At 47.5% G+C, this 13,550-nt stretch carries 4 protein-coding genes; all 4 read left to right on the top strand.

The features are described from left to right. Positions 1-48 precede the first annotated feature (48 nt). The 4 genes from dnaK (at position 49) to MYS68_RS15800 (ending at position 13,535) form a co-directional block, all read left to right on the top strand. On the top strand, positions 49-1,884 hold the full coding sequence (gene dnaK / locus MYS68_RS15815; protein WP_248926757.1) for a molecular chaperone DnaK: 1,836 nt from the start codon (positions 49-51) through the stop codon (positions 1,882-1,884). Positions 1,885-1,962: 78 nt separating this feature from the next. Further along, a complete protein-coding gene (dnaJ, locus tag MYS68_RS15810; protein WP_248926756.1) occupies positions 1,963-3,084 on the top strand; it encodes a molecular chaperone DnaJ in 1,122 nt (373 codons plus the stop codon). Positions 3,085-3,554: 470 nt separating this feature from the next. After that, on the top strand, positions 3,555-7,409 hold the full coding sequence (locus MYS68_RS15805; protein WP_248926755.1) for a S8 family serine peptidase: 3,855 nt from the start codon (positions 3,555-3,557) through the stop codon (positions 7,407-7,409). Between the two features lie 57 nt (positions 7,410-7,466). Further along, positions 7,467-13,535 carry a S8 family serine peptidase gene (locus MYS68_RS15800; protein ID WP_248926754.1) on the top strand — a complete coding sequence of 2,023 codons (6,069 nt, stop codon included), beginning with the start codon at positions 7,467-7,469 and terminating at the stop codon, positions 13,533-13,535. Positions 13,536-13,550 lie beyond the last annotated feature (15 nt).

Genomic DNA, 13,550 nt, shown 5'->3' with positions numbered 1-13,550 from the left:
TCATTCGGTAATACACATAAAAAGGATTGGAACAAGGAGGAAACTGACATGAGTAAAGTTATCGGTATCGACTTAGGTACGACGAACTCCTGTGTGGCCGTAATGGAAGGCGGCGAGGCCGTCGTTATTCCTAACGCGGAAGGAAACCGGACGACTCCTTCCGTCGTCGGTTTCAAAAAGGACGGCGAACGCGTCGTCGGCGAAACCGCGAAGCGTCAGGCGATCACGAATCCGGATCGCACCGTCATTTCGATCAAACGTCACATGGGGACCAATCATAAAGAAGTGATCGACGGCAAAGAGTACTCGCCGCAAGAAATTTCCGCGATGATTTTGCAAAAGCTGAAAGCCGATGCGGAGGCATACCTCGGCCAGCCGGTTACGCAAGCGGTCATTACCGTACCGGCATATTTCAACGACAGCCAGCGTCAAGCGACGAAGGATGCCGGTAAAATCGCCGGTCTCGAAGTGCTGCGTATCGTCAACGAACCGACGGCTGCCGCTTTGGCTTACGGCTTGGAAAAAGCCGAAGATCAAACGATTCTCGTTTACGACCTCGGCGGCGGTACGTTCGACGTATCGATCCTCGAGCTGGGCGACGGCTTCTTCGAAGTTAAAGCGACGAGCGGCGACAACCGTCTCGGCGGCGACGACTTCGACCAAGTCATCATCGATTACCTCGTAGCCGAGTTCAAAAAAGAGCAGGGCATCGACCTGAGCAAGGACAAAGCGGCGGTGCAGCGTTTGAAGGATGCCGCGGAAAAAGCGAAAAAAGAGCTTTCCGGCGTACTGACGACGACGATCTCCCTGCCGTTTATTACGGTCGTGGAGGGCGTGCCGCAGCACTTGGAAGTGAACCTGACCCGTGCGAAGTTCGAGGAGCTTTCCGCGCACCTTGTGGAAAGAACGATGGGGCCGACCCGTCAAGCGCTCAGCGACGCGGGACTGACCGCAAACGAAATCGATAAAATCGTGCTCGTCGGCGGTTCCACGCGGATTCCTGCCGTTGTCGAAGCCGTTAAAAAGCTGACCGGCAAAGAGCCGCATAAAGGTGTCAACCCGGACGAAGTCGTCGCTTTGGGCGCAGCCGTTCAAGCAGGCGTACTGACAGGCGATGTGAAAGACGTCGTACTTCTCGACGTGACTCCGCTTTCTCTTGGCATCGAAACGGCAGGCGGCGTATTTACGAAGATGATCGACCGGAACACGACGATCCCGACGACCAAGTCGCAGGTGTTTTCGACCTTCGCGGACAACCAGCCGAGCGTGGAAATCCACGTGCTGCAGGGCGAGCGCGCGATGGCTGCGGACAACAAGACGCTCGGACGTTTTATTCTCGGCGATATTCCTCCGGCGCCGCGCGGCGTTCCGCAAATCGAAGTGACGTTCGATATCGACGCCAACGGTATCGTGAACGTATCCGCTCTGGACAAAGGAACCGGCAAAAGCCATAAAATTACGATCACCTCGTCCAGCGGCCTGAGCGACGAAGAAATCGACCGCATGATGAAGGATGCCGAGGCGCATGCCGAGGAAGACCGCAAGCGCAAAGAGCTTGTCGAAGTGCGCAACAACGCGGACCAGCTTGTGTATTCGGTCGACAAAACGATCAAAGATCTTGGCGACAAGGTCGATCAAGGCGAAATCGACAAAGCCAATGCGGCTAAAGATAAAGTGAAAAAAGCGCTTGAAGGAAACGACCTCGACGAAATTAAAGCGGCGACGGAAGAGCTGACGCAAGTCGTGCAGCAGCTGTCCGTGAAGCTGTATGAGCAAGCCCAGCAGCAGCAAGCCGGGCAAGCCGCCGGAGGCGCGGAAGGCGCAGCGAAGAAAGAGAACGTCGTGGACGCCGATTACGAAGTGGTCGACGACAAGAAAAATTAAGGAAAACGCCGGTCAAAGCCAGGCTCCGCTTGGCTTTGACTTCCGTTTGTTTCCGGCGTGGGAAATGGGAGTGGAACGATGAGTAAACGCGATTATTACGAGGTGCTTGGGGTCTGCAAGGACGCTTCTCCGGAAGAGCTGAAAAAAGCTTACCGCAAGCTAGCCCGCGAGTATCACCCCGACGTGAACAAAGCCCCCGACGCGGAACAAAAGTTCAAGGAAGCGAAGGAAGCTTACGACGTCCTGAGCGACGACCAGAAGCGGGCGCAATACGACCGCTTCGGCCATGTCGACCCGAATCAGGGCATGGGCGGCGGCTTTGGCGGCGGTGCCGATTTCGGCGGCTTCGGCGACCTGTTCGACATGTTCTTCGGCGGCGGCGGACAGCGCCGCAATCCGAATGCGCCTCAGCGCGGCAGCGACCTGCAGTACACGATGACGGTCGAGTTCAAGGAGGCCGTTTTCGGCAAGGAAACGGATATTCATATTCCGCGCACTGAGACTTGCGATACGTGTCAAGGCTCCGGAGCGAAGCCGGGAACGAAGCCGGAGACGTGTTCGACGTGCCGCGGCAGCGGGCAGCAGGAGGTCGTGCAAAACACGGCTTTCGGCCGCATCGTGAACCGCCGCGTTTGTCCGACCTGCAACGGCCAGGGGCAGATCGTCAGAGACAAGTGCAACACGTGCCATGGCGCAGGGAAAGTGAAAAAGCAGCGCACGATTCATATCAAGGTTCCCGCCGGCGTCGACGACGGCGCGCAGCTGCGCGTATCGGGCGAAGGGGAGGCCGGATCGCGGGGCGGCCCGCCGGGGGATTTGTATGTGGTCATCCGCGTGAAGCCGCATGAATTTTTCGAACGCGAAGGCGACGACATTTACTGCGAGGTGCCGCTCACGTTCACGCAAGCGGCGCTCGGGGATGAGATTGAAATTCCGACGCTGACCGAGAAGGTCAAGCTGAAAATTCCGGCGGGCACCCAGACCGATACGTATTTCCGCCTGAAAGGCAAGGGCGTGCCGCGTCTGCGCGGCTACGGTCAAGGCGATCAGCACGTGAAGGTGGTCATCGTCACGCCGACGAATTTGAACGAGAAGCAAAAAGACCTGCTTCGCGAATTCGCCCAGCTGTCCGGCGAGCATACGCACGAGCAGGAGCAGACCATTTTTGAACGGATGAAAAAAGCGTTTTTAGGCGATTAATAAATGCCAGTAGACCAACAACTTGCAAAGTTGTTGGTCTATTTTTTTGCGATCATTTGATTTATGGCAAAATAGCTCACATTCATAAATTTACCCCGTATCTGTCCCTCCTTCATCAATACAAGCTCCTCTTCTGAGACCGAGCTAATGTAATTGTCCTTTAACCTTCCTAGGGGTTACTTCTTGATCTTAGATTTATTAAATGTTTGTAAACTACAAAATAGGACAATATTTGCTAATTAGACTGATATAAAATTGCTATATATGTAATTACATGTAAATATATACCGTTGAAAGGATGATCATACGAACGGATAATTTGTTCCTTTACGTGTTTCCCCATTCTTGTCTGCTTATCATAGTTTTATTTTAGAATGCACTCACGTTTACTGTTTAAAGATAGAGTAGTTGTTATAAAACGCAATCGTTTTCTTTTTGCTATTTAATAAAGTAAAGAGGAGCCTAAATACATGATTATATTAAAAAGGATAATAATAGCTTTTCTAATTCTGGCAACTATGCTTCCTTCATATTCAATTGTTGTATCCGCACATAATTTAAAATCATTCGATAATAGTTCACAATGGATAGTAAAACTCAAGGGAAACGTTGATAAAGGCGCATGGATGGGGAAAATGGGTTTAAATACCAAGGGTATGAAACTACTAAGAAACTACATTGTTCTTAACTTAAAAGAGGATGACTATGAAAAGTTACTAAAAGACCCTGACGTTGAGTTAGTTGAGCGAGATTCGAGTGCTTCGATCCTAAGTGTCGATGATAATTCTGAGAACAATAGTAGTCAAGAGATAGTTCCTTGGGGAGCCGAAGTGACGAATGCGGTTTATGCACATAACCAAGGTTTTCTTGGTCAAGGTATTAAAATTGCAGTACTTGATACAGGAATATCAACGAGTCACCCAGATCTGAAAGTAAGTGGGGGAATTTCTTTTATAGAGGATGTCAATTACGAAGATGATAATGGTCATGGGACTCATGTTGCGGGAATCATCAATTCCCAAAAAAATGGAATCGGGGTTGTTGGTATTTCTCCGAATGCAGAACTGTATGCACTAAAGGTTCTCGACAAAGCTGGAGTTGGTTACTATAGTTCGATTATTCAGGCAATAGATTGGTGTGTTGAAAACAAAATCAACATAATTACTATGAGCTTTGGCGGTGTAGAGGATAGCAAAATACTTCATCAGGTCATCAAAGAAGCTAAAGACCAGGGCATTCTTTTCATTGCTGCAGCTGGAAACAAAGGGGCGGGGGTAGAAACACTATTATTTCCTGCACGTTATTCCGAAGTCTTATCGGTTGGATCGATTGGCCGTTCAAATGAAAGATCGATGTATTCAAGTACTGGTCAAGAACTGGATATGGTAGCTCCAGGTGAACAAATTCTAAGTACTGTTTTGAATGGCCAGTACGGTATGCAGAGTGGTACTTCAATGTCCGCGGCATATGTAACGGGGGCAGCAGCCGTTTTGTGGTCAAGAGACAGGAGTTTGGATTCGGAAGAAATAACTAATGTGTTATATCAAAGTACTGAACCACTGGGTCAACCGAATGAGTACGGACATGGAACTATTAATCTTGCTAATGTATTTAGACCCATAGACAATTTAAAACTGGAACAAAATAAACAAGATGTAACAATGCTAGAAAACGTAGATGAGTCAGTTGAAACCAATCCAATTGAGAGCTCAATCACAGGTTATTTTTCGGAACTTGATGTTTTATTAAATTCTGCCGCTAGTGAAGGGAACATCGAACTCACCAAAAAGATACTGGATAAAAGTATCGAGCTAAGCAATGAATACAAATCAATGTTGACGTCCGTATCTTCAAAGGAAAACAAGATGAAAAGCAACGAAATAAGTAATAAGATCATAACAAAACAGAGATTAAATCGGGAATTTCTGGATGTATTTAAAAATAAATTGCAAAATGCCATTGATACATACAAAGTTCAACTAAAAAAACCTGTTCATGACAAGCAAAATAATAGTGTAACTCAACATGTGTATGGAGTAACTCAATCAGTGTACGGTGTAGCTCAATCTGTGTATGGACAAAGCTTGATGTCAACAATCACTGCAGTAACACCTGAGCCAATTTCATTTGGTAACGTAAAAAATGTTACTGTTGCCGCGGGTGAATATCGTGTATTCAGTTTCCAGGCAGATGAGTCGAAGCAATACCGACTTCATGGTTGGTATTCAAAATATGAAGATTTATGGAGTTGCGATCTAAAAATATACAGGGATGCAACATTGACGGACTTGATGGCATCAACTTCAGGGAGAAATATGTCATATCCAGATCTTCTTGCTGACTTAACTACAGGGACAACTTATTATATTAAGTTAATTAACAAGACAACAACTTCCATTTCTATAAGTTTTTCAATAGAGAACCCCCCTGAATCGCAAGCAATTTTATTTAACCAACCCATAGATGTTCATAATGCCCCCTACGAGTATAAGGTATTTACGTTCAGAGTCTTACTAAATGGAACTTATCGAATCCGAACAACTTATTTCAATAATAATGAGAATGAGGGAGCGAATGATACGTTTTTAACTCTGTGCATAGACCAGAATTTAAAGACCTGTATAGATTATAACGACGATTACTTAAATAGCCCTTTTTCATATTTGAATGTCCAGATTGTTAATAATTTAGTTTCACCATATTCAACTACATATTATATAAAGCTCTCAGGCTCAGAGAACCAAGGGGTTCATGCAAGAATTATATTGGAAAAGGTACCCAACCAATTTGTACCTCTTGAACTTGATAGTCCAATTGATTTAACAATGGACATTTTTAAAGCGGGATTTTATCTGTTTAAACCAAGAATAACAGCAAATTATCGCTTATTCACAGGGCCTTATAAAGGGATAGGATCTAATAATGATACCGAGATCCAAGTTTATAGAGATTCAGAATTCGAATCATTATTAGTACTAAATGATGATTGGGGAGAAGGGAATTTTTCAAGCGTAAGCATTAGAATGAATGCAGGGGAGAATTACTATATATTGTTACGTGCGTACGACGATTTTAACAGCTTTAATGCCCGGTTTACGATAAGGGAAGAACAACCTCCTTCCATGCCGGATTTTTTCAGGGTCATAGATAGGACAGCAACAAGTGTAACTCTGGCATGGGACGCGTCAACCGATGATGTTGGTGTTTTAGGATATCAGATTTTTACTACTACAATTACAGATGACAATAGGATAGAAGAACACATTATTGCAACAGTAAATGCATCAACATTCAGCTACACGGTAACCGGTCTGTATGGCGATCGTATTTACAACTTTAAAATTCGAGCGATTGATACTAATGGAAATATTTCAATATATAATGATGTTTCAGTAAGTACAGATTCGCAAAGTCCAACTGCTCCAAGAAATTTAACTATTGTCAGCAAGACAATTGGGAGCGTAACGTTGAAATGGATAGAATCTACAGATGACGTAGGGGTATATAGCTATCACATCTATGACAATAACGAGTACATTCGTCAAGAGTCTTCAACAATTTGTGCACTCGTAATAAGTCCTAATTATCCACATTATATAACTGTCAGAGCAATAGATCGGGGTGGCAATCTTTCCAACCCGAGCAATACAGTGTATGTCTACATCGATACATCGCCCCCTAATGCTCCAACTAATTTAGCTGTCGCTAGTAAGTCAACTTCGAGCGCGGATCTAACATGGACAGCTTCTACTGACAATGTTGGAGTAATAGGTTATGACATCTATAACGGGACAACATTAATAGGCAGCAGTACAACGAATAGCTATAAGGTAACGGGACTATTGGCAAGCACTTCCTACACGTTCACGGTAAAAGCGAAAGACGCGGAGGGGAATGTATCTAACCCAAGCAATACAGTGTTTGTCTACATTGATATATCTCCCCCAACTGCTCCAACTAATTTAGTTATCACTAACAAGACAACTACGAGTGCAGATCTGACATGGACAGCTTCAACTGACAATGTTGGAGTAATAGGTTATGACATCTATAACGGGACAATGTTAGTAGGCAGCAGTCCAACGAATAGCTATAAGGTAACGGGACTATTGGCAAACACTTCTCACACAATTACGGTAAAAGCGAAAGATGCAGAGGGTAATGTATCTGAGCCTAGCAATGTTGTGAAATTCTTACTTATTAGTTCTGCTGAATATCACTATGATTCCTCTGGAAGGGTTGACTATATAAAGTTACCGTCAGGACAAATTATCGATATTCAAACAGATGCAAACGGGAATCAGACAAAGGTCATTAAACCATAGAAGTTCTGTTATACAAGCTGTTAGATTCTATATTCTTATAGGAGGATAACAATTCTAATGTTAAAAAAGCTTATTTCAACGTTGCTCAGCTTCATCATGCTCTTTACTCTCGCCGTACCAGCTTTTGCCGCTCAAAACAGCACAGTAACCGACAAGGAAGACCAATACATCATCAAATTCAAAGACGTCTCCAAAGGAAAAACGGAGCTGCAAAAGAACAAAAGGAAAGCGGACAAGCAATTTACCCGCCTTCCTTCTCATGCAGCACTAAAGCTGAAAGCTTCGGAAGTCCAGCAGCTGCGTAAAGACGCTAACGTCGAATACATCGAAAAAGATTATGCCGTCCATCAAACCGTGGAACAGGCGACATACAAGGATCAAATCAGCTACAATCTGCTGCAAATTCACGCCCCGGAGGCTCAAGAGCAGGGAGCAACCGGTGACAAAGTCAAAATCGCCATCCTGGATACGGGCATTTCATCGTCCTCGACAGAGCTCCATATTGCCGGTGGCGTCTCCTTCGTGCCTGCGGAACCGACCTACGAAGACCAAAACGGTCACGGCACAGCCATGGCGGGAATCGCCGCGGCAATAAAAGATAACAAAGGGCTGCTGGGCGTCGCACCCGGCGCAGAGATCTACGCGGTGAAGGTGCTGGACCGCCAAGGCAGCGGTACATACAGCCAGGTCATCCAGGGCATCGAATGGGCGATAGATAACCATATGGATATCGTCTCGATGAGCTTTGCCGGCATTGAATACTCCAAAGCTTTGGAAGAGGCGGCACAGCTGGCATACCAAAACGGCATTCTGCTCGTGGCGGCGACCGGCAACGATGGGGCTGCCACCGTCTCCTACCCGGCCAAATACAGCTCCGTCATTGCCGTCGGTGCGGTCGACGAGCATAACCAGCTCGCCAGCTTCTCCAATACGGGGGAGGAAGTGGAGCTTGTCGCACCGGGCGTCAACATACAGGGACTTTCCCTCACAACCTACAGTACCCTAAGTGGCACCTCGGCAGCAGTGCCCCATGTCGCCGGTGCGGCTGCGCTTGTGAAGCAGCAGCATCCGGAATATAAGAATGTACAGCTTCGGCAAGTGCTGAATCAAAGTGCGACTCCGCTCGGTAATAAAAATCAATTCGGTAACGGACTGGTCAACGCGTTAGGGTCCGTAAGGTACAGCGCTGTCGAGGGGACCGAGCCCACGCCAGAACCTCCGTCGAAGAACGATAAGTCAACACTCGGAAACTTTACGGAAGAAGAAGTAAACACCATTCAAAGCACATTCAGTTCCGATATGCTGCTGCTCGCCGCATACGTGTACCCAACATTATCCCCACTGCTGAGCCAGGAACAAGCAGGCGTTTTAGCCGGTTGGACTGATGCGCAAGCCGAACAAACGTGGACGCAGCTGAACGGTAGTCAACAAGCGCTGATCAAGAAGTGGACACCCGTTGTCGCACAGCGATGGGATCCTGCCTCCAAACCGAAAGACGACCCGGTTGAAAATACGGCGGCCAAGCAGGTTCAAGCCGCCGAGGATAACTATGATATCATCTACCGTGATCCGGTAGATCCAACACCGTATATGGCAAATATTGACGGCGCCATCGATACGATCCACCGGACTAGCGCGCAGCAGGAAACGGATTTGTACTTGCCCGGTAAACACGGTCTGGACTTCAGCATCGTACGCACGTATAATTCGCTGGCCGCTAAAGTGACGTCGCTTTCCAACTGCGGATTTTACAGCAAGGATTGTTACGTGGTTTCAGTTCCTTCGGTTTATTACCCGGGGTCCGATGAAGGATACGACTTTAACGCCACGGCACAACCGGATAATTTTAAAAAAGGAGTACGGCTCAACGAGATCGCTACCGGATGGAGTATTAATCTCCCTACCATGTCGAAAACGGTTGATTATCGGAATACAAGTACGAGTGGGAAAATTACTCTTAACACGACACCAAACGGTTATAATTATTATCGTCTTCAGCCTGTTTACGAACTCCACTTTACGCTGGAGGATGGTAAGACCTATTCGTTTCGCATAGGAGAGACCACTCCTTACAACTGGCCCTACAGCAATGTGAAATTGACCGATGCCAGAAGTGATTATTACATTCTTACGGTTAATGATGACGTACAGTACTACTTCATGTGGAACCGTGGAAACATGTATGACCGGACAAAACGTTCCGGACTGTACATGAAAAAAAATCGATACGGCGATGCGATTTATTATTCGCAAGATGGCATTCATGTAAATTCAAAAACCGGCTTTGCGGAAGGCACCCTGCAAATTACCGATACGATGGGGCGTCAAATATCGGTGCCGCTCGACAGCAGCGGCATATCCGGGTTTACGGTAACCGACGCCGGAGGGAATGAAACTCATCGGATCAGTTACAACCGGTCAAAGAAAGTACAGCAAGAAGGGGAAGAGTACTACGGTGAAACGTACTTTTATAAACTGGATAGTGTCACGGACCAGCATAACGGGCAAAAAGTTCTGCGGACGTATAAGTACAAAGATCCGGAGCAATGGCGCGCGGATGCCAATATCCAAGACGATTACCGTTACGATGTAGATAACTCTGGGAAACCGGTTCTGGATTTGACCGTAAACGGTCAAGGCGTGGACTCTTCGTGGATTCATAATAAGGACATGCAATATTCCAAAGATATCAAATACTTGCTGCTCGAATCGGTAACCGATGATATCGGATTTATAACCACGTATGAATACCAGCCTTACGATAGCAGCTGGAGGAGTTATCCTAGCTACGAGGAACGGATGCGAAAACGCGGGACCATCCGCAACTACATGGATCCGTATGCGCTGACGTATTATGGTTACCATCCTGTGGTCAACGTCAAGTTCAGCTATACCGACAGCACAGGAGCAGCGAAAAACTTAACACGGACCTTCAGTTCGAACAGCGCCGTCTCGGCGGAAATATGGAGTGAACCGAAAACAAACAACCCGTACGGCAACTTTCATTTGACGTATAGCGGAAGCTACCGCAGCGGAGATCGTCCGGCGACCACCGTGAAAACGTATTACGGCGATTACACGGAAGAGCTGACGACGCAGTATGCCGCAAACGGGTTAGGCTCCACGGTGCCGGTCAACCAATTGAAAAAGAGTAGTCCGAGCACCGTAAATTGGGAGAACGGCAACCAGCGGTACACCTGGTCGGACATCGAAGTCACCTCGTACCGGTATGACGTCAACAAGCCGAATCCCAAGAGCATCATCCGCTGGGTTGACGGCGGAGCGGCAGATACGAAGCCGCAGAACATTCTGGACTTTTTGCGTTATGGATTATATAACAATTTGCCAGCCGGTTTATCGAACTACGCAACTGTCAGCAAAAAAGATTACGATAATTACGGATATGTCACGTATGAGGAAGACTCGTACGGCAATAAGGTCACAAGGCAGTATATTGCGGATCCCGATCATCGGCTTAGTTACTTGAAGCAAACATCCGCGGACGGTCTTGTCCAGTATGAAGAAAGTTATGCTTATACATCACGAACCGGTGCAATCTCCTACTTCGTTACCGAGTATGACAATGATGGTTGGCCCTATCTTGCGGAATACCATTATCCGCTGTATACGCTCGATAAGGTGACGACAAAGGATACGTATCCGGACGCCAACACCGGTCAGGCGGTATCGGATACGGTCGTGACCGAATATTTGTTGTTTGATACAGCGAAAAAAGTACCGACGCAAATAAAAGAAGCGAGTTCCGGCAGCCAGTTTAACGATGCCATCGTAACCACGCGCAATCTGGAATATGACGGCGGCGGGCTGCATATCACCCGGGAAACGATCGGAGCTACGCTGGCCGCTGGACAAGGTCCGACGAATCTGGTCATTTCCCGGGAATACGATGCGTACGACCGGGTTAAAAAAATAACGTACCCGGATAACAATTCCGTGACCTACGGCTATGACTTTAAAAACCGCTTGACGCAGTCGATATTCGCACCGGCAGCGAATCCGGCAGCAACGCGGACGACCCAATTTGCCTACGACGATGCGTCACGGACCATCACCAAGACATTGCCGGACGGAGAGAAAGGGATCATAACCTACTCCCCGTACGGGAAAGTGGAAAAGCAGCAGCGCCAAGTGGGCGGCAGTACGATCCTGACGCTGAGAAACGTGATGGACAGCACCGGCGTCCTTTTGAAAGAAACGCAACCGTACGGGGATGCCTCGAAGAAGACGACCTACGTTTACGGAGGCAGCGGTGATATTCAAACGGCGACCAACGCGCTGGGGCAGCAAACGAACTATTATTATGGCAATACCGCTACCTCTTTAAATAATGCCACCCAGTTTCCGCAAAGCACCGTACGGGTGGTCGAGCCGGACGGTAAAGAGACGTGGACGATCAAGGACCGGGAAGGGCGCACGCTGCAGGTGGTGGAGAAGAGCCTGACGAAAAACCGGGAAACGCGGTATACGTACACGCCCCTGGGCAAGCTATCCCAGCAGCAGATTTTAAACGGCCAGGGTGCAGCACAGACGACCCAGTACAAATACGACGGTCTGGGCAACATGACGTATTTGAAAGACGATAAGGGACAAGTGTTCCAATATACGTACAACCGGTTTGGAAACATGGTCAAAACGATCATGGGAGGCACTCAGCAAAAACTCAATACATACAACGAACTGGGGTGGCTGCTTTCCAAGACGTTGTTTACGAATCCCGCGGAGCAGTACCAGTACAACAAGAACGGGCTGGTGAGTAGGTATACCGATAAGGCCGGACAGGCATATACGTATACGTACACGGATTACAACGAAGAGAGCAGAATATCGATCGTGAATCCGGCGGGGGCTGAAGTCTATTGGAAGCAAAACACTTACGACGGGTTGACTCGTTTGCTGACCGCTATAAGCAGCAGTGAAGGGGAGACGCTTGAATACCACTACGATAACCTTAAACGAATGGATTGGCAGAAGGCAGCAGGAAGAACCTACTCGCTGGGGTATGACGGCTTTGATCGGCTGAAGACACTGACCTATCCGGATGGTCAGCAAATTACTTACGGGTATGATAACTTGAACCGCATTAACTCCGTGGCCTATCCTGGAATGGGAACGGTAGTACCGTCGTACGGGGTTACGAACAACGAGAATAAGTATGCTTTGACGATGGCTAATGGGTTAAAGCAGGAGAAGAAGACCGATGCCTTTAAGGAACTGGTGGCGGAAACCCATTCCGTGAGCGGTACGAACACCTGGACCGAGTCTTTTGAATACGATGGCTTCGGGAATATTAGTAGGATTAACCGCAACGGGGCGAACTACGGGTTCCAGTACGACGGACTCAATCGGATTCAGCAGGAAAACTTGCCGAGCGGGACGAACAAATACACGTATGACGACAAAGGCAACCGACTAACGATGGAAACGTCGACAGGAGTGAACATCCCAGATAGTACACAGGATTTCACGTACAATGCGGTGAATGAGCTGAAGACGTTCAACAACAATGCGGGCACATCGGCATCGTACAGCTACTATGGGGATGGGCTGCGAGCAACGAAGAACGTTAATGGGAACCTGACTCGTTATGTGTATCTCAATGGTAAAGTCATTGAGGAGTTGGATGCCGGTGGCAACGTGAAGGCCCGAAACATTTGGGGTAACGAGCTGCTGTGGAGACAGGACAATACGAGCGGCAAGAGTGGATATTACTTCTACAACGGTCATGGTGATGTGGTGGCGATCAAGGATGCCGCGGGTAACAACATCAATACTTATGACTATGATATTTGGGGTAATCTGACTAGCAAGACAGGTATCATGGATAATCCATATCGTTATACAGGTGAACCACAGGATGACGAGAGTGGACTGATTTACCTGAGGGCGCGGTATTATGACCCTACTGTGGGACGATTCATAAGCCAAGATACGGTTGAAGGAGATTTGAATAATCCTCTGAGTTTGAATCTGTATACTTATGTGCAGAACAATCCGGTATTCTGTTTTTTACGAGGTGGATTAAAAAACAGGGAGTCAGCAATAAATTGGCATGAGAAGCCACCTTCGCATTCGTTGAAGGTGGTCTTTCGCATTCAGCCAATATAGTTAGAAGACTTAATA

Origin of the sequence: Paenibacillus hamazuiensis (assembly GCF_023276405.1) — a bacterium.
GTDB classification, from domain to species: domain Bacteria; phylum Bacillota; class Bacilli; order Paenibacillales; family NBRC-103111; genus Paenibacillus_AF; species Paenibacillus_AF hamazuiensis.
The sequence above is the reverse complement of the archived record's forward strand: the minus strand, read 5'-3'. Positions and strand labels throughout refer to the sequence as shown.

What these genes read in the sequence shown, in the direction of transcription:
- dnaK (WP_248926757.1), top strand. Translation starts at nt 49, where the DNA reads ATGAGTAAAGTTATCGGTATCGACTTAGGTACGACGAACTCCTGTGTG.
- dnaJ (WP_248926756.1), top strand. Translation starts at nt 1,963, where the DNA reads ATGAGTAAACGCGATTATTACGAGGTGCTTGGGGTCTGCAAGGACGCT.
- MYS68_RS15805 (WP_248926755.1), top strand. Translation starts at nt 3,555, where the DNA reads ATGATTATATTAAAAAGGATAATAATAGCTTTTCTAATTCTGGCAACT.
- MYS68_RS15800 (WP_248926754.1), top strand. Translation starts at nt 7,467, where the DNA reads ATGTTAAAAAAGCTTATTTCAACGTTGCTCAGCTTCATCATGCTCTTT.